Origin of the sequence: Bacillus sp. 3G2 (genome assembly GCF_044324725.1) — a bacterium.
In the GTDB taxonomy this organism is placed as follows: domain Bacteria; phylum Bacillota; class Bacilli; order Bacillales; family Bacillaceae_G; genus Bacillus_A; species Bacillus_A mobilis.
Map to the genome: position 1 here is coordinate 3,739,899 of NZ_CP172246.1, position 19,243 is coordinate 3,759,141.

19 protein-coding genes are annotated in these 19,243 nt (G+C 36.1%); 3 read left to right on the plus strand and 16 right to left on the minus strand.

Annotated features, from left to right (window positions below):
• Nucleotides 1–40: 40 nt before the first annotated feature.
• The 6 genes from ACHZK0_RS19010 to ACHZK0_RS19035 all read right to left on the minus strand — a co-directional run bounded on the left by ACHZK0_RS19010 (nt 41) and on the right by ACHZK0_RS19035 (nt 3,582).
• A complete protein-coding gene (locus tag ACHZK0_RS19010; RefSeq protein WP_061678315.1) occupies nt 41–307 on the minus strand; it encodes a YlbG family protein in 267 nt (88 codons plus the stop codon).
• A gap of 126 nt (nt 308–433) precedes the next feature.
• Nucleotides 434–883 (minus strand): YlbF family regulator, encoded by a 450-nt coding sequence (locus ACHZK0_RS19015; protein ID WP_097816891.1) that lies wholly within the window; start codon nt 881–883, stop codon nt 434–436.
• Nucleotides 884–999: 116 nt separating this feature from the next.
• Nucleotides 1,000–1,572: a histidine phosphatase family protein gene (locus ACHZK0_RS19020; RefSeq protein ID WP_262740443.1), complete on the minus strand. Its 573-nt coding sequence runs from the start codon at nt 1,570–1,572 to the stop codon at nt 1,000–1,002.
• Nucleotides 1,573–1,654: 82 nt separating this feature from the next.
• The gene (locus ACHZK0_RS19025) at nt 1,655–1,900 is read right to left on the minus strand and encodes a YlbE-like family protein (RefSeq protein ID WP_001200991.1); all 246 of its coding nucleotides are present in this window, start codon (nt 1,898–1,900) and stop codon (nt 1,655–1,657) included.
• A gap of 11 nt (nt 1,901–1,911) precedes the next feature.
• Nucleotides 1,912–2,361 carry a YlbD family protein gene (locus ACHZK0_RS19030; protein ID WP_262740422.1) on the minus strand — a complete coding sequence of 150 codons (450 nt, stop codon included), beginning with the start codon at nt 2,359–2,361 and terminating at the stop codon, nt 1,912–1,914.
• A 186-nt stretch (nt 2,362–2,547) separates the two neighbouring features.
• A complete protein-coding gene (locus tag ACHZK0_RS19035; RefSeq protein ID WP_073516246.1) occupies nt 2,548–3,582 on the minus strand; it encodes a CAP domain-containing protein in 1,035 nt (344 codons plus the stop codon).
• Between the two features lie 206 nt (nt 3,583–3,788).
• Here ACHZK0_RS19035 and ACHZK0_RS19040 point away from each other — a divergent pair, with 206 nt between their 5' ends.
• Nucleotides 3,789–4,154 carry a YugN-like family protein gene (locus tag ACHZK0_RS19040; RefSeq protein ID WP_262740423.1) on the plus strand — a complete coding sequence of 122 codons (366 nt, stop codon included), beginning with the start codon at nt 3,789–3,791 and terminating at the stop codon, nt 4,152–4,154.
• Between the two features lie 34 nt (nt 4,155–4,188).
• Here ACHZK0_RS19040 and ctaG read toward each other — a convergent pair whose 3' ends face one another.
• The 6 genes from ctaG to ctaB all read right to left on the minus strand — a co-directional run bounded on the left by ctaG (nt 4,189) and on the right by ctaB (nt 10,101).
• Entirely contained in the window at nt 4,189–5,094 is a 906-nt protein-coding gene (gene ctaG / locus ACHZK0_RS19045; RefSeq protein WP_262740424.1) for a cytochrome c oxidase assembly factor CtaG, read from the minus strand.
• Between the two features lie 85 nt (nt 5,095–5,179).
• Nucleotides 5,180–5,512, minus strand: coding sequence for a cytochrome c oxidase subunit IVB (ctaF, locus tag ACHZK0_RS19050; protein ID WP_000985699.1), 333 nt, complete (start codon nt 5,510–5,512; stop codon nt 5,180–5,182).
• 3 nt (nt 5,513–5,515) lie between these two features.
• On the minus strand, nt 5,516–6,139 hold the full coding sequence (ctaE, locus tag ACHZK0_RS19055) for a cytochrome c oxidase subunit III (RefSeq protein ID WP_000557861.1): 624 nt from the start codon (nt 6,137–6,139) through the stop codon (nt 5,516–5,518).
• Nucleotides 6,139–7,974, minus strand: coding sequence for a cytochrome c oxidase subunit I (ctaD, locus tag ACHZK0_RS19060; protein ID WP_175562475.1), 1,836 nt, complete (start codon nt 7,972–7,974; stop codon nt 6,139–6,141). Before ctaD ends, ctaE begins: the two co-directional genes overlap by 1 nt.
• Before the next feature lie 60 nt (nt 7,975–8,034).
• Complete coding sequence (gene coxB / locus ACHZK0_RS19065; RefSeq protein WP_000745278.1) at nt 8,035–9,084, minus strand: cytochrome c oxidase subunit II; 1,050 nt, start codon at nt 9,082–9,084, stop codon at nt 8,035–8,037.
• Between the two features lie 93 nt (nt 9,085–9,177).
• Nucleotides 9,178–10,101 (minus strand): protoheme IX farnesyltransferase, encoded by a 924-nt coding sequence (ctaB, locus tag ACHZK0_RS19070; RefSeq protein ID WP_001015058.1) that lies wholly within the window; start codon nt 10,099–10,101, stop codon nt 9,178–9,180.
• Nucleotides 10,102–10,598: 497 nt separating this feature from the next.
• Between ctaB and ctaA the strand changes: the two genes are divergently transcribed.
• Entirely contained in the window at nt 10,599–11,534 is a 936-nt protein-coding gene (gene ctaA / locus ACHZK0_RS19075) for a heme A synthase (protein ID WP_061678266.1), read from the plus strand.
• A gap of 157 nt (nt 11,535–11,691) precedes the next feature.
• Here ctaA and pyc read toward each other — a convergent pair whose 3' ends face one another.
• The 3 genes from pyc to ACHZK0_RS19090 all read right to left on the minus strand — a co-directional run bounded on the left by pyc (nt 11,692) and on the right by ACHZK0_RS19090 (nt 17,066).
• On the minus strand, nt 11,692–15,138 hold the full coding sequence (gene pyc, locus ACHZK0_RS19080; RefSeq protein ID WP_262740425.1) for a pyruvate carboxylase: 3,447 nt from the start codon (nt 15,136–15,138) through the stop codon (nt 11,692–11,694).
• 333 nt (nt 15,139–15,471) lie between these two features.
• Nucleotides 15,472–16,653 carry a putative lipid II flippase FtsW gene (ftsW, locus tag ACHZK0_RS19085; protein WP_262740426.1) on the minus strand — a complete coding sequence of 394 codons (1,182 nt, stop codon included), beginning with the start codon at nt 16,651–16,653 and terminating at the stop codon, nt 15,472–15,474.
• A 125-nt stretch (nt 16,654–16,778) separates the two neighbouring features.
• A complete protein-coding gene (locus ACHZK0_RS19090; RefSeq protein ID WP_000135698.1) occupies nt 16,779–17,066 on the minus strand; it encodes a YlaN family protein in 288 nt (95 codons plus the stop codon).
• A gap of 150 nt (nt 17,067–17,216) precedes the next feature.
• Between ACHZK0_RS19090 and ACHZK0_RS19095 the strand changes: the two genes are divergently transcribed.
• Entirely contained in the window at nt 17,217–17,714 is a 498-nt protein-coding gene (locus ACHZK0_RS19095; RefSeq protein ID WP_262740427.1) for a peptidyl-prolyl cis-trans isomerase, read from the plus strand.
• A gap of 45 nt (nt 17,715–17,759) precedes the next feature.
• Here ACHZK0_RS19095 and ACHZK0_RS19100 read toward each other — a convergent pair whose 3' ends face one another.
• On the minus strand, nt 17,760–19,088 hold the full coding sequence (locus ACHZK0_RS19100; RefSeq protein WP_000358079.1) for a PhoH family protein: 1,329 nt from the start codon (nt 19,086–19,088) through the stop codon (nt 17,760–17,762).
• Nucleotides 19,089–19,243 lie beyond the last annotated feature (155 nt).

The following is a 19,243-nucleotide window of genomic DNA, read 5'->3' on the forward strand; positions in this document are numbered from 1 at the left end:
ATAAAAAATCCCCCGCTAAAATTAGCAAGGGATTTTTTTATTAGCTATAATCGTATTCTTTTGCCCGATCAGGACGTGAATTTTCAAATTCCGTTTTTAAATACGGGCGGTACGACGGTTCTATCTTTTTCACAAAAGGAAGTTTGTTCAACTTTTGCATCATATGCTCAATTTGTTCCATATCACAATATACTACTGCGTATTTTAAGCGTTTTGATATGTAATGTATGTTACCATATTTCCTTAAAATCTTGGCATGTTTCAATGAATGTAAATAAACAATCATACTTTGTCGTTGCCCGAACATAATCTTCTCCATCTTCTCCTTTTAAAAACATATATTTTATATTTTATGAAAACCAATCAGAAATTTATGACATTACAGGACACACTCTGTATACGTTTTCTTCTACCTTCTAAAAAACGGGGTGATTTACCCCGTTTTACAGCCACAACCTCCGCCGGTACCACAACCACCACCACAGCCACCAGCATCAAAAAATGGATTTCCTGTTGGAACTTTGATGGAAGAAGACACCTCCGAACCGATTGCTACACTAACTTCATCTAACAACTTTTGCAAAGCTGTTTCTACTCGTTTAAAAGCTGCAATCTTATCATGTAAGTCTATAGAACGCTTTAACTCCCTCATTTTCGTCGAAACGAAAGTATAATCAGGATGGTATTTACCGAAACGTTGCACTTCTTCATATCGTTCTTTCATCGCTGTAAATTGCTGAATTAACGTCTGAACTTCCATATCTTCATGCAATTCTTTATAACACTTACGATAATCTTCTGCTATATCTGAACAGATGATCGCTTTTGCAAGCTGCTCTGCCTTATCTAATATCAATACGCTTTCCAGCGTCGCTACAATCATGAGAGACACCTCCGAGTATTCATCATACCACATTTAGAATAGAACTACTAATTGAAGTGCCTCACTAAACAGAAAGATATCACTCTAACTATTTTCCATATAATTCTAGCACATAATTATACATTAATATGTTCCGCAATATTATATTTCAGAACATCCCATTTCCCACTATTTTCTTTCACGTAACTAATACATGCATTTTTTAATGGTGTCTTAAACGAAATATCTTCCGGTGCAATTGCATGTAAAATTGCTTTTATCGCATGTGAATGAGCTACAATGATAATACGTTTACCCGAATGAGTTTCTGCAACATCTTTTACAGCAGCAAAGCAACGAGTTACAATCTCTTCATCTTGCTCCATACCTTCTACTTTACCTTCTGCAATTAGCTCCCTAACAGTCGCAACTGGCTTCCCAGAAGCTTCACCAAAATTACGTTCAACAAATCGCTCATCTAATAAAATCGATTCCAGTCCTGTAGCCCCTGCAATTTCCTTAGCTGTTTCGTGTGCTCTAATTAATGGGCTACTTATAATTATATCCCATGCTTCCGCTTGCAAAGCAGTTGCACTTTGACTCGCTTGCTTCTTTCCTACTTCATTAAGTGGAATATCTTCACGTCCCTGAATAATCTCTTGAAAATTCCAATCAGTTTGTCCATGTCGTACTAAACAAATTTCCGTCATGCTCATGCTGCAACTCCTTTTTAAATAATCCGCTTCTATTGTATCAAAAGTTCTGCATGACGGACATAGTTTTCCCTTCCAATTATGTTGTATTTTGCTGCTTCATATACTGAAACATATCGATCATAATGGAAGCCACTGCCAATTGGTTTTGAAATTTCTCAACTTTATCTGGTATCGTTTTTTTGAAATGTTGCATAGCCGCTAACTCAAATGCCTCTTTTTCTTCAGGGTTTCGCGTTAATTTTCTATACCAGTACGGTTGCTCCCTAATATAGCGAGATAAATCCTCATCCGCCTTTATAAACTCCATAATTTCTGCTCTCATCCGCTTTCCCCCTAATCCTTCTGAAAGAAAAATGGATTATTTTCGGAAGTACTTTCTTCTTGCCGCGCGGGCTTCCCTTGAAATTGTTGAAAAACTTGTTGCACACTACCAATAGCACTCGTCACATTAGCTAAATGGTGTTGCATCTGCTCCACATCTAGCTTTTTAAAGAAAGAAAGCATATGTCCCATCACATCAGCAGTTTTTTCCTCTTCTGTTCGATTATCTTTTTCTTTTTCCTTTTCTTGTTTATTTTCTTTTACCGAAGAAAAAGCTGGCGCTCCATCCGGTCTGAAAGTTGCCCATATTGGATCTTCTTCACCAAGTAAGTACCATTCTTCATAAAACTGTTGCCAAGTTTTGTGACCACTTCTAACCTCATGAACCATTTTAGGGTGATGGTTTACAAACTCTTTAAACTGTTGAACCGATGGGTGTAACGGTCCTTTTGTTGTTGGCATAATCCTCACCTCTTCATGTATATCTACTATATAGTAAGAAAAAAAAGGCACATGGTTCGCCTATTTTTAGACGATTCATGCACCTTTTTATCCTGCTATTTGCATACGGTAAGATTTCCACATACAATTCAGTGAATACAAAGTACTTTAACGTGAGGTGTCCCCTACACAACTTAAAATTTCACTTTATTTTCGAATAAAGTTTTGTGTATAAAACTTATCGTATACCCCAACACCTAATCCTGTAAATTGTTCATTTAATACATTCTTTCTATGCCCTTCACTATTTAACCAACCTTGCACCGCCGCAATTCCATCACTATGTTGCGCCGCTATGTTCTCACCCGCAAGTTGAAACCCTACTTTCCCGCGCTGTAAACGATCTCCTAATGTACCTAGTGTAGGTGAATCGTGTGAAAAGTAATTATTATCCTTCATATCTTTACTATGCCCTATAGCCACATCTGCTGTTTGTTGATCCCAAGCTAACAACGGTAACTTATGACGACTTCGAATAATATTTGTTAAATCAAAAATTTGTTGCATATTCCCATTCTCTATTTGTTTCATTTTATCTGGAGTCAATGGTTGTTCAGCTAGTAATTCACCTGAATAAACAAGCTGATACGGTCTTTGGCGTAATAATGTTTCATCATCCATATAACGAACACCAACAAGCTCATGTGTAAAATGATCAAAATATAATTGTGCCCAGCCATCTTCTACAGGTATTAATGGTTGTTCCATCACTTCCGTGTCAGATAACTCAAATTGATAACTATTTTTCCCTCTTTTTAACGAAATCTCATGCGAGAGTGGATTCTTTTTATACACTTCTTCATATTTTTCATTTATATAATAAGGCGGCACCTTAACTTGCTCTCCAGCAACATACGCCGTTACAACTTTTCGTTCCGCAACTCCAAATTGCACATACTGAGTTAAATCTTGATTGTATACCCACCATTCATATCCGTAAGCAGATGGCTCTATTCGAGATGGTTCGCCCCATTTTGCTAATAAATTTTCAGAGTCCCCACCAATCATATTTAAAACAGTATCGGAAGAGTCTTCATTTACTTGTTTTTTCTTTTTCACAATTTTATTTTCTTGCTTTGATTGAGATGGGGTTAATATATATTGTGAAACGAGTAATTTCCCGTATAAATCAATAGCTAAAATTAAAAATGTAATCATTACGATACGCAATAATTTCTTCACTCGATATACCTCCTGCACGAAACATAAAATTGAGATATACACAAATCCTTTTCTTTCCTTTTTTGTGTGTACCGTACTCTTTTCACTATATCATATTTTCGCAAAAAAAGTCTGGATTATCCCTTTTCTCTCAATATGAATTGCACTTTCTTATTATTCATACTATTATAAAAATAATGACATAACATGAAAAGAGGAGGTATTATATGCAATTTACAAATACGAAATTAAATGGGGCAGTCGTTGATTTAACACTATTAACAGAGATTATGGAAAAGAACCATTTTGTACTTGCTGGACAATGGGATTATGAGCGGGTTACATACGATTATAAATTCGAAATATTAAACGATGTTTATTATTTGCGTGTACAAGGTTTTGCTGTTGAAGGCGACATTGGTAGCAGACACGCTGAAGTAAAGCTACTTCCTCCCTTATTAGGAAAACATTATTATCCTCACGGCGTTGAATATGGCGATGGTGAAACTTTCCCAACGAATGTACTTCAAAAAAGCGAACAACTCCTACAAAATGTCGAAAAAGAGTTAAAAGAGTTCCAAATCATTGAATAAAATAAAAGTGAGTGCATCTATGATGCACTCACTTTTATTTCGTCTGCAAATACGGCGGCAATTGCTGTAACTGCTCTTTATCCTTTTCACGCTCTCGACGCGCCCATCGAAAGAACACATAGCCGATAATTGTACCATACACTATTTCCTGGACAATTTTCATAATGATGCCGCCTGTTTGTTGGTCTTGTACGACTGGCATCCAGTGTAAAAATTCTGGTCCTGTTATATTTAAATCTGATAAAGTTCCCGCCGGTACACATAGTTCCATCGCCTTCATCCAAGCAGCCGGATCCGTATACGTTGCAAATAACGGCGCAGTCGCAAAAATGATTAACGCGCAAGCTGGCGTTAATAATATACCGTTAGCAAACATATAACCAAGTTTCTTTATATCACTTAACGTTTGATATTCTGGTAATGGATTTAGCATCGGCCACCACATCATGATTGCCGTAAAGAACAGTATAGCGAGACAAATAGGATGAGCAATTTGACTTTGTTTTACTGTATCGAAAACAACTGGTAAATGATAAAAAGAAAACAGGCCATTAAATACAAACAATGCAATTAGCGGCTTAGCGAATACCTTTAATATAATTTGAACGAACTTAAAAGAAGTAATATAACTATATAACCAAACTGGTATACCAAGTAACAATAACGGCGGAACTGCAATATACATGACTGCCATTTCAAACATATGTGCACTAAATATAATATGACCAATTAAATCAATAGGCCCTCCCTTTACAAAGTACAAAAGAACAATCCCGGTCGTAAAATAAAAAATTTGCTTCTTACTTACCTTCGTCGCATTTTCAAATCGCGTTCTATATGGCCCAATAATTAAAAAGTACACAATAAGAATCGAAAGCATAAATAATAAAAAGATTGGACTCCATAAAGCTTGAAAACCAAATATCCACAAGTTACTCATTGTCACACCCACTTTCTTAAGGTTACCCTTTCACATAATATGAAGAGGGAGCTGTGATAACACAAGCTCCCTTATTTTTCACTTTTCAAATCCACACAATTGTCATAAAAGCTAAAATTGTAATTAACCCAATTAACAGACCAGAATAAAGAAAGAAACTTGCCGCTTCATGCCCTTTATGACTCATATGCATAAAATAATACAATTGAAAAATTACTTGTACCACTGCTAATAGTAAAATAAATGGTACTGAGAAAGTCGGACTAAAAGTTTTCGGATATGCTACTGCTGCAAATGCAACTAATGTTAAAAAAATCATTAATGCAAATGTAATAACTTGATGCTTCATTTCCTCCGCACTTTTTCTCTTCCGATAAACAAGATCAACTTTAGGATTATTCGTTTGCTTTATCGCCATTGTTTATCCCACCATTCCCATCAAATATACTACAGTGAAAATAAACACCCAAACTACGTCAATAAAATGCCAATAAATCGATGCAACATAAAACTTCGGTGCATTGTATAAATTTAACCCTCTCTTCGCATTTCTAAAGATTAATGTTAAAATCCAACACAATCCAAACAATACGTGGAGTCCATGCGTACCAACAAGAGCATAAAACGCGGAACCAAACGCACTACTTCTCATAGTATGCTTAAATTCATGCGTATAATGATAAAACTCATATATCTCAAACCCTAAAAATCCTAAACCTAGCAACACTGTTACTAGTAGCCAAAGTTGCATTTTCTTAAAATTAAAGTTTTTCATATGATACATCGCATATACGCTCGTTAAGCTACTCGTTAATAAAAGCATCGTCATAATGAAAACGAGTGGCATTTGGAACATCTCTTGAGATGTTGGTCCACCATTTGTAGAATTTTTTAACGCTAAATATGTGCCAAACAAGGAAGCGAACAATACTGTTTCGCCTCCAAGAAATAACCAAAAACCGACAAACTTATTTTTTCCCTCAAGGGTTGCTTTTTCAGGCTCTGCTGGAAATGTTTCATTCGTTAATTTTTCATCTACATGCATTATGCCTTGCCCCCCTTATCTTCTAAATCTTCCTTATGAATATGATATCCATGATCATCGATTACTGAACGTAGGAACATCGTGCCAAATGTAATGATTAAACCAATAATTGCTACTAATAACCAAAACTTATCTTTTCCGCCCTGCATATACATTGCACCGAATGCCGCTATAAATAATCCTAAAGAAATGACAAATGGTGAAAACGATGGATTTGGCATATGAATATCACCAACTGGTTCCGCCGCTGTCATCTCTTTATTCCCTTCACGTTTTTCAATCCAAAACGGATCTAATCCGCGAACAAATGGCAATTGTTTAAAGTTATATTCCGGTGTAGGTGCTGGCATTGTCCATTCTAATGTACGTGCATCCCATGGATCACGACCAGCCTTTTCTTTTGATACTGTTGTTTTAATTACATTGAATAGAAGAACAATCGTTCCAAGAGCCATAAACACCGCTCCAATAGAACTGATCATATTCCCCATTTCCAATCCTTGCCCTTCAAGATATGTGTAGTAACGACGTGGCATACCAATTAACCCTAGGAAATGCTGAATAAAGAACGTTAAATGGAAACCGATAAAGAATAGCCAAAACGTTATCTTCCCTAACGTTTCATTCAATACTTTATTAAACATCAGTGGCCAATAATAATGAGCCCCTGCAAGTAAACCAAATACAACACCACCAACGATTACATAATGAAAGTGTGCTACTACGAAATAGTTATCATGAAATTGATAATCAGCTGGTGCAGAGGCTAGCATAACACCTGTAACTCCACCCATTACGAATGATGGAATGAAAGCTACTGCCCACATCATCGGTGTCGTAAAACGAATACTTCCGCCCCACATTGTAAAGAGCCAGTTGAATATTTTGATACCGGTCGGAACCGCAATCGCCATTGTTGCAACTGAGAAAATAGCATTTGCAACTGGACCAAGCCCAACAGTAAACATATGATGCGCCCATACCATAAATCCTAAGAATCCAATTAATACTGTCGCAAATACCATCGATGAATAACCAAATAATCGCTTTTTCGAAAATGTCGCGAAGATTTCTGAGAATATTCCGAAAGCTGGGAGTATAAGAATATATACTTCTGGATGACCGAAAATCCAGAATAAATGCTCCCATATAATTGTATTCCCGCCCAATGCTGGATTAAAGAAACTTGTTCCAAATAAACGATCTAACATTAAAAGTCCTAATCCTACAGTTAATGGCGGAAAAGCGAATAATATTAGCGAAGATGTTACAAATGTCGTCCATGTAAACATCGGCATACGCATATACGTCATTCCTGGCGCACGCATATTAATAATGGTTACAAGGAAGTTAATACCTCCAATTAATGTACCAATACCGGAGATTTGCAATCCGAGTACATAAAAATCAACACCATGGCCTTTAGAGGCTAAAGCTAAAGATGCATAAGATGTCCATCCTGCATCAGGTGCTCCACCTAAAAACCAACTTAAATTTAAAAATACTCCACCAAAGAAAAATAACCAAAATCCGAGTGAATTCAAAAACGGGAACGCTACATCGCGTGCACCAATTTGAAGTGGTACAGCAGCGTTCATAAATGCGAACACGAGTGGCATAGCTGCGAGGAAAATCATTGTTGTACCGTGCATCGTTAATACTTGATTATAAGCATCCCCAACAAGAAAAGCATTGTTAGGAATCGCTAATTGAAGGCGAATAAATAGAGCCTCTATTCCGCCTATTACAAAAAACAATCCACCTGCAATTAAATAGAGAATGGCAATCTTTTTATGGTCTACTGTCGTTAAATAATCCCATATGACAGCACCCATCCCCTGTTTTTTTGCTACAGAACTCACGTTTTCAACCTCCCCTTCGCGAATAATCCCTCTTTACTTTTCAACTTTTAACGTTTGTAAGTATGCATTTAATGCATCAATTTGATCATCCGTTAAGTTGCCATATTTACCAGTCATTTTATTTCCTGGTTTCATATTTTCAGGATCTTTCAGCCATTTTTTTAAGTTTTCTTCATTGTTTTCGGCAATACCGGCAACCATATCGCGATCCGCAAAGTTTGCTAAGTTTGGTGCGATACGAGCGGAAGGTGGTCTACTATCATTAGATCCAACTGCGTGACAACCAATACAGCTTTTATTAAATATTTCTTGGCCCTCTTGCGCCTTTGTTGAAGCTACTTCTTTCTTCCCATCAATCTTCTTCATATCAGCAAGCCACTTTTTGTACTCGCTTTCATCTAAAGCTTTCACTTTGAATTGCATTAAAGAATGTGATGGGCCGCAAAATTCTGTACAAAAACCATTATAAGTGCCCGATTTATCTGCCTTTAACCACATTTTGTTCACATTATCTGTATTTGTATCCATTTTCCCAGCTAAAGACGGAACCCAAAACGAATGTTTAATATCGGCACCCTTCAAATTCAAATACACTTTCTTACCTGTGGGGATGACTAAATCTTGAGAAGTTACTATTTTTTCTGATTTATAAGAAAATTCCCACCAATAAAGATTCGCTGTTACATCAACAACGATAGTATCTTTATCAATATTCTTTTTCTCCATCGCACTTACATCAGCAAGTTTGAATGTATATGTAACCGTCGGAACAGCTAAGATTAACAAAAGAATAATCGGAATAACTGTCCAAATAATTTCTAGTTTGTGATTCCCTTCAACTTGCTCCGGAATATAATCTTCCTGACCCTTCTTTTGTCGGAAACGCACAATTACATATAAAAAAATAATAGTAACTACTAGTACTACTCCTACCATAATCGCAGTTGCTAGTAAGAGCAAATCATATTGCATTTTTGCTACTTCTCCTTGCGGAATTAAAGTAGATTGAAAGGCTTTACCGCATCCCCCTAACAGTAAAGCCAGCAGTGAAACGAACGAAAGCAGTCGCCACTGTTTCTTCATACAAACAACCCCCACTTTCCTTGTGAATTAGATTGTACTTTATAGTTAAGTAAAGTAAATCTCAACGTAAAGAAATCCAATTATGTCGTTGTCTTAGAAGAATGTAACTACAATCATTGATACAAATAAGATTGTTAAATAATTTAGGGAATAAACAAACATTTGTACGGACCATTTGATGTCATCTTTCTTACGGAAGCCATAAAATCCTAAAACGATCCATCCGATGTTTAACAATGTTGCAATTACCATAAATGTTATCCCTAGACCACTCATATAAAATGGTAGTGGTAATAAACATACTGTCCAAATCATAATTTGGCGTTTCGTAATTTCAAATCCATGAACTACAGGAAGCATTGGAATTCCTGCATTTCGATATTCATCAACACGTTTCATTGCTAATGCAAGGAAATGTGGGATTTGCCAAATAAACATAATCAAAAATAGCATCCAAGCAATTGGATGGCCTAAAGATGGATCGATTGCTGCCCATCCAATTAAAGGTGGAACTGCACCAGAGATACTACCTACAACAGTATTTAGTGTATACTTTCTCTTTGTCCATAAACTATATAGAACAACATATGTGAAAGCACCAATAAACCCCATTAACACTGCCATTGGTGTTGTTAATAATAAAAATACAAACCCCAGAAGTAATATAACTAATCCAAATGTAAGTGCAAATCCTGGTTTATACTTTCCAGTAACCGTTGGACGGGTCTTTGTTCTTTCCATTAATGGATCGATGTCTCGATCAATGTAGTTGTTTAAACAACATACCCCTGCCATAACTAATCCAGAACCAACGATTGTAAAAAATAACTTATCCAGATTGTCCATCACACTTAATCCATTAAAGTGTAATGCCAACCAAAATCCTGTAAATACAGTAAGTGTATTTGAGTTTACAATCCCCATTTTAACGAGTGCTTTTAAATCTTGTAACCGAGTTGTTTCCGGTACACTTGTAACAGCAGACTCATCATGCAGCTCACTTGTTGCATGGTTCATCACTTTAACCCCCTCTTAAAACTTTCATCTTTCTTTTTGCGCCTATTTCGAATGAAATATTTCGCTTCTATATAGCAATATTATTACAGTAGAAACATTGTTAACCCATTCTACTACTAATCTACGCCCATACTCCAATATATTAAATCATATTTCCCGAACATTTTGTGAAGAAAACATGAACTTTTTGTGTCGAACATAAAAAACTTAATTTTTACTTGTCCTTATCATAACATGATGTTACCTTCTATCATAAACTTTTTTGTCATATTTAACACGTATTCTCCCCATTTCTTTTCAAAATAGCCTATTTTCCCCCTAAAATTTTCCTTATATATCCTATTTCTACACCCATTTTCTCTCCCCTGTCTTCCCCCGCCATTTCTTTGCTATTTTATTATTTTTTATATATCATAGGAACTAGCGCGTTTTATTCTATACATAATGGAATGAAAATATTTCGCAATAACTTCATAGCAGAAAGATGGTGAAAGAGATTGCAACGCTTTATTAAATGGTTAGCAGTCATTACGAGTCTTGATTTATTAATAGTTTTACTAGGAGGCGCCTTAGTTACAAAAACGGGTTCTGGCCAAGGCTGCGGTAAATCATGGCCACTTTGTAACGGTGAATTTGTTCCATCTAATTTATCAATGGAAACTATTATTGAACTGAGTCACCGCCTTACATCAGGATCCGCAGGAATTCTTGTCACTCTCCTTTGTATTTTGTCCTGGAAATATTATAAACATGTGCGCGAAACAAAAACGTTAGCAATTTTATCCTTCGTATTTTTAGTTGCACAAGCATTAATGGGGGCTGCAGCAGTTGTTTGGGGACAAATGCCAGCTGTACTCGCTATCCATTTCGGTATTTCCTTAATTTCATTTGCTTCTGTTATTTTATTAACGTGTCTTATCTTTGAAATTGACCAAAAATTTGATGCACGTTCACTTATTATGGACAAAAAAATGAAATTTCATATTTATGGTGTAACAATTTACTGTTATCTCGTTGTCTACACAGGAGCTTTAGTACGTCACGAACGAGCTAGCTTAGCCTGTCCAGACTTCCCTTTATGTAGCAAAAATAGACCTATGCCAACTCAACTCCATGAATGGGTTCAAATGGGACATAGAGTTGCAGCGATGTTAATTTTCGCTTGGATACTATACGCGATGATTCTCGCTATTCGCCATTACAAACAACAGCCTGTCGTATACTGGGGATGGATCATTTCATTTATCCTTGTTACACTTCAAGCTATCGTAGGAATTTTAGTCGTATTTACAAATGCTAGTTTAGCAATGGCATTATTACATTCACTATTCATTTCTTGCTTGTTTGCTGTACTATGCTATTTAGTTATGTTAGGTACAAGAAGTAAAGCGAATGCAAAAGAAGCTGAATCAACTTCTAAACAAACAAAATAAATTCAAATTAAAATACCTTGCCGAATTGGCAAGGTATTTTTTGCGATAAAGTGAAACTTTAATCAATTGAGGGCTTCATCCTCCACTGATTATTAGCCCGCCCAGCAAATAGCGGGCTAAAGAAAAAGAGCTGCATGTACACAGCTCTTTTTCTATTTTAGTGATCTAATTCAATCAGTAAATCACCCGTTTGAATTGCATCTCCATCGTTAACATATACTTTTTTCACTTTACCATTGAACGGCGCTTGAACTGTCGTTTCCATTTTCATCGCTTCTGTAATTGCCATAGAATCGCCTTTTTTCACTTCATCGCCTTCTTTAACAACTACTTTAATAACCGTTCCTGGCATTGTTGCACTAATGTGGTTTGGATTTTCACGGTTTCCTTTCACACGTTGTGCCACTGTTGCTTTCACACTTTCGTCTTTCACAACAATCTCACGTGGTTGACCGTTAAACTCCAAGTAAAGAACACGATTTCCATCTGGCTGAGGCTCTCCAATTGATACTAGTTTTACCATCAATGTTTTACCTTGTTCGATTTCCACATTGATTTCTTCACCAAGTCTCATACCATAGAAGAATGTCGGTGTATCAAGTACAGATACACTTCCATAAAGCTCAGCAACTTTTTCGTAATCCATAAATACTTTTGGATATAATGCATATGCAACGACATCAAAAATCGTCACTTCACGTCCAAGTTTATGGAATAGCTCTTCTTTTAACGCGTCGAAATCTACTGGCTCTAATAATTCACCCGGTCTTACTGTTAATGGCTCTTTCCCTTTTAAAATAATTTCTTGTAATTGTTTCGGGAAACCACCATATGGTTGACCTAAATCTCCTGAGAACATTTCAACAACAGATCCCGGGAAGTCCATAGAATGCCCACGCTCTAAAATATCTTGTTCTGTTAAGTGGTTTTGAACCATAAATAATGCCATATCACCGACAACTTTAGATGATGGCGTTACTTTAACAATATCTCCAAACATATCATTCACACGGCGGTACATTACTTTCACTTCATCGAAGCGATCTCCTAAACCAACCGCTTTCGCCTGTTGTTGTAGATTACTATACTGTCCGCCTGGCATTTCGTGCATGTATACCTCTGTATGGGGTGCATTCATACCACTTTCAAACGGTGCGTAGTATTTACGTACATCTTCCCAGTAATGAGATAATTTTTCTAATGAATCTATATTAACGTCTGGCTGTCTTTCGTTTCCACCTAATGCATAGTATAGCGTGTTCGCACTTGGTTGTGACGTTTGACCAGCCATAGAACTTACTGCTACATCGACAATGTCAACACCTGCTTCAATTGCCTTTGTATACGTTAATATACCATTTCCACTCGTATCGTGTGTATGCAAGTGAATCGGAATCGATACCGTCTCTTTTAATGCAGAAACTAAATCATATGCTGCATTAGGTTTTAATAAGCCTGCCATATCTTTAATTCCTAATATATGTGCTCCTGATGCTTCTAACTCTTTTGCTAAGTTTTTATAGTAATTTAAATCATATTTACTACGTAACGGATCATGAATATCTCCTGTGTAGCACATTGTTGCTTCTGCAATTTTACCAGTATCTCGCACAGCATCAATCGCAACTCTCATACCTTCTACCCAGTTTAAGCTATCAAAAATACGGAACACATCAATTCCAGCTTGAGCAGAACATTCCACAAATTTTTGAATTAAATTATCTGGATAGTTTTTGTAACCAACTGCGTTTGAAGAACGCAGTAACATTTGGAATAAAACGTTTGGCATTTTTTCACGAAGATCTAGTAATCGTTCCCATGGGTCTTCCTTTAAGAAACGATATGCAACATCAAACGTTGCACCGCCCCACATTTCCGCTGAGAATAGGTTCGGTAACATTCTCGCTGTCGGCTCTGCAATTTGATGTAAATCTTTTGTACGAATACGCGTCGCAAGTAATGACTGATGCGCATCACGGAATGTTGTATCCGTTAAAAGTACACGATTTTGATCTTGTACCCACTTTACTAATCCGTCTGCTCCACGCTCATCCAAAATTTGTTTCGTTCCATTTTGGATCGGCTCTGAGTGTAATACATTCGGTATACGAGCATCCGGGAAAATTGGTTTCTCTTTTTTTCCTACTCCTGGGAAGCCATTTACTGTTACTGTCCCAATGTAATTTAACATTTTCGTTCCGCGGTCTTTACGTTTCGGGAACAAGAATAGTTCAGGTGACGCATCAATAAATGAAGTGTCATATTCTCCTGATAAGAAGTTCTTATGTTTTACTACATTCTCTAAGAATGGAATATTTGTTTTAATACCACGAATACGGAATTCTTTTAAGTTACGTTCCATTTTCGCAGCAGCTTGTTCAAAAGTAAGTGCCCATGTTGTAACTTTTACAAGTAAAGAATCGTAGTACGGTGTAATAACAGCACCTTGGAAACTATTACCTGTATCAAGACGAACACCGAAACCACCACCTGAGCGGTATGCCATAATTTTCCCTGTATCCGGCATGAAATTATTTAATGGGTCTTCAGTCGTTACACGAGATTGGATTGCAAATCCATGTACAACTACTTCCTCTTGCTTCGGAACACCCACTATTTTACTATGTAATGCATGTCCATCAGCTATTAAAATTTGCGATTGAACGATATCCACTCCTGTAATCATTTCTGTAATCGTATGTTCAACTTGAACACGTGGATTTACTTCTATGAAGTAAAACTCATCACCTTTTACAAGAAATTCTACTGTTCCTGCGTTTAAATAATTTACATTTTTCGTTAACTTAACAGCAGCATCACAAATACGCTGACGCAAATCATCTGAAAGTGACACACTAGGTGCAATTTCTACAACTTTTTGATGACGACGTTGTACAGAACAGTCTCGCTCATATAAATGAACAACATTGCCCTCTTCATCTGCTAAAATTTGAACTTCTATATGTTTAGGTTTTTCAACGAATTTTTCTACGTATACTTCATCATTACCAAAGGCTGCTTTTGCTTCTGACTTCGCTCGATTATACGACTCTCTTAATTCTTCACTAGTACGTACAATACGCATACCACGACCGCCACCGCCAAGGGAAGCTTTAATAATAATCGGGTAATCATATTTTTCAGCAAATTCTTCGACTTCTTCTATTGAATTTACTGGCCCATCACTACCAGGAATAACTGGAATTTGTGCTAGCTGCGCTTGTGTTCTTGCTTTCACTTTATCTCCAAACATATCTAAATGCTTACTCTTTGGACCGATAAAGATAATCCCTTCTTCTTCACAACGTTTTGCGAATTGAATATTTTCTGACAAGAAACCATATCCAGGGTGGATTGCATCTACATGATTACTTTTCGCAATCTCAATAATGCCCTCAATATCTAGATAAGCATCAATTGGCTTTTTCCCTTCCCCAACTAAATAGGACTCATCGGCTTTATAACGATGATAAGAACCACTATCCTCTTTAGAATAGATTGCAACCGTTTTTAATCCAAGTTCCGAACAAGCTCGAAACACACGAATTGCAATCTCTCCACGGTTAGCTACCAATACTTTTTGAATACGTTGCAGCTTTGTCATGATTTTCCCCCTCTACTTTCCTACCACTCTAGAGATAAAATATATACACACCATAAAGAGCGTGAAGTTCTTCACTTTCTACATTATATTATACTTAGAAAGCTTCACTTTATTTTTATCCATCATACCTTATTTTTTAACAAATGATAAGTTTTCTGATCATTTTGTTTCACAAAAATAGTATAGCATACCTCTTCCTTTTCTAACAACTTAATTGTATATCACATTAGATTTAATGTGATATGTTTTTTATCGTAAACACTAATTAATGTATCATATTTAATATTTTTAAAAAATAAAAAACACATCGCGCTCTAAAGCACAATGTGTTTTTTATTTTACAACAACAAGACGTGGTCCATCTTGCTCTCTTTCTTTCATTTCCTCATTTTGCTGTTTCTCTTGTCGTTTTACATGACTAGCAATATTTAATAATATACCCATCGAGATTAGATTAGCCAATAAAGAACTACCACCATAACTAATAAACGGTAAAGGCACTCCTGTAAGCGGTATTAATCCAGACATACCACCAACATTAATAAAAGTTTGTATCCCAAGTAAGCTTGCAATTCCAATTGCAACTAAACTTCCAAATGGATCTTTACATTTTTGTGCCACTCTAAACGAACGAATAATAATAAGTAGTAGACAGATTAAAATGATAGCTACACCTATAAAACCTAGTTCTTCAGATATAATCGCCATAATAAAATCCGTTTGCGGCTCTGGTAAATAGCCATACTTTTGTATACTATTCCCTAATCCCCTACCACCTAATCCACCTGAGGCAATTCCAATAAAAGAATTAACTAATTGAAATCCATCATTTTGAGGATCGTTAAATGGATCAAGAAAAACTGAAAATCGAGCTTTTTGGTAGTTACTTAATTTATAATTTCCGATAAAATACAACGCCGGAATCCAGACGATAGATGTTAATAAAAATCTTTTTATCCACAAGTTCACATTAACTCCTGAACAGAAGAACATGATTAACACTGTTCCACCTATTAATATGTCAGTCCCTAAGTCATTTTGTAATAAAATTAATACCATCGATCCACCGACAATAACTAAGGGAGGTATTATTCCTTGGAAAAAAGGGGTTTGCCTCTCTTGTTTCTTAGCAAAAAAAGCTGCTAGCGTAATAATAACCGTTATTTTTACAAACTCAGCCGGTTGTATACCTAATATCCATCCTTTTGCACCATTTATGACCTGCCCGAAAACTAAGGCTGCTGTCAGTAAGGTAAGACTCCCTAACCCGATTGCTGCTAGAACGATTTGTTCTCTCCAAAATCTATAAGGGATTATAACGACAATCACTAGTATTACCGTTCCAATAGCAAGAGCAACTAATTGTTTTTTAAAAAAGTGATCTGCTGGCCAGTTATATTTCGACGAAATCGCGACAATGGAACTAGAACTATATACCATTATAACTCCCAACACACATAAGATAACAAGAGGAAGTAATAATGAATAATCCATTGATTTCCATACTCTTTTCATTTCATTTCCTCTTTCTGTTTCAATTTAATTATTGTTGTATTCCATATGTACATTGATTCTTCCTGCTTTATTATACAAATAAAAAGCCCAAACTATTTCAGTTTGAGCCCCCCTATTTGAACCCGTTATTGTTGTTTGTTTGTAAATGCTTCATGAAGTGCAGATAACTCACGTTCAAGCTCTCCTAACATTGCTTTCCCTTGTTCTTCTGCAATAAGACCAAGGCGAACTGCAAAATCGACCTCGCGGGATAGTCCAAACATTTGTGTGTCTAACACTTCTTCATATAATGGACATTGCGGCATTGTAAGATTGTCCATTTGTACCTTAATAAGTCTTAAAATCTTCTCCGCATCCGCTTGTAGAAGGGCTAGTGCCTTTTCCTGATGATTTGATACTGTCTCAGACGCCAAATTGATTCCCTCCGTTTCCGTCCTACTCTCTCCTATCTATTAATATTAGCGATAGTTTTAGTAAATTGCAATAGAAACATTTTTTGTGACAACCGTGTCTAATGCTATTATACTGAAAAGTGGGAGTATAACACAAATGGGGGAACAACAATGAGCGAAATTTTATTTATTAATGGAAAAGTTCGTTTTCCAATCACTATCGATCCAACTGTTTGGATCTTTGATGATCGAAAAGTTGATTTAACAACTTACTTTGATGAAACAAGAGAACACACATCAGAACTAGAAGCTTATTTAAAAAACACTTCAGAACATTGGGATCGCGAAATCCGTGATGGTGCTGCGTTTCCACCGATACAACAAAGTGTAAAGAAATATAAAAAAGAACAGCTAATTACTGGAACGTTCGGTATACCATTTCATCCATTCCTTGCTAACGCCGAAATTTCAGATGACGCTACGCAAGTCGAAATTGAAACAGTAGATCAAACAATAATACTTCCATTAGAAACTGTAGAAAATGCTATTCTTGGTTTTTCAAAAGAAGGAAAGCCATTAAAAGAGGATGGACCTGTTCATCTATATTACAATGATGGATCTAATAGACAAAATCCAATCCGTAACATCCGTAAATTTACAATTATTTAAAGTGTATACTTGGAAGAAAAAGGAGTGAGCCTCAGCTCACTCCTTTTATAATAAATCTGCTGCTAGTTGAGCTAAATTCGATCGCTCCCCTTTAACAAACTTTACATGCCCACTAATACGCTGCTCTTTAAACTTCTCTACAACATATGTTAAACCGTTATTATACTCATCCAAATACGGATGATCAATTTGCTGAGGATCTCCCATTAATACGATTTTACTTTTTTCTCCTACTCTCGTTAGTATCGTTTTCACTTCATGTTTCGTTAAATTTTGTGCTTCGTCAATTATAATGAATTGATCCGGAATACTTCTCCCGCGTATATAGGTAAGAGCTTCTACTTCAATCGAACCCATTCCAGCTAAAATAGCATCTAACTCTCCTGGCTTTTTCGTATTAAATAAATACTCTAGATTGTCAAAAATCGGTTGCATCCACGGTCTTAACTTTTCTTCTTTTTCTCCTGGTAAATAACCGATATCTTTTCCAACTGGAACAATTGGCCTTGCAACGAGTAGTTTTTTATATAGCCCTAAATCTTCAGTTTGCATGAGCCCCGAGGCTAAAGCTAGTAATGTTTTTCCTGTACCAGCTTTCCCTGTTAACGTTACTAGCGGAATATCTTCACGAAGCAACAATTCTAATCCCATAATTTGCTGCACATTTCGTGGTCGTATCCCCCATACTTGTTCATTGTGAAAAATAAGTTTCTTTACCTTCTTACCTAAGTGATCCACAATACCAAGTGCTGAACTAGATCCCCCTAATGCATCTTTCATTACTACAAATTGATTTGGATAAAAAGGGTGATTTGCAATTTCGGATAAAGGTAATTCACCTTTTTCATAAAAATAATCCAATTGCTCTTTTGATATATACCCTTCTAAAAATCCTGAATATATATTATCTACTTCAATTACACGATCACTTAAATAATCTTCCGCCTTCAAACCAATTGCATCAGCTTTTACCCTGACGAGCACGTCTTTACTTACTAAAATAACAGACTTCCCATCCTCTTTTTCTTGCTCTTCTAAAGATAAATTTTTTGCTACAGCTAAAATTCGATTATCATTTGTTTTTTCTACAAAAATATCTTGTAGTTGAACAAATGAACGATGATTTAATTCTATACGAAATGTACCGCCGTTTTCTAGCGGAATACTTTCATGCAGCTTTCCTATTTCACGAAATTTGTCTATTAACTTAGATACATAACGAGCATTTCGTCCTACTTCATCCATATAACGTTTTTTCGAATCAACCTCTTCTAATACAACTGCTGGAATCACTACTTCATTTGTTTCAAATGAAAAAATAGATAAAGGATCCTGCAAAAGTACATTCGTATCTAACACATAAATTTTATCCAACCTGTTACCCCCTGACTCCACTTTTAAATTTGTAGAACAAGGGTTTCATCCATAAAATATGGACGAACCATTGTTATAATTATATGTACCGTATAAACGAGGTAGAATCGAAATCCATAGCCATTAAACCTTTTATTTATTTTTTATTCATTTCT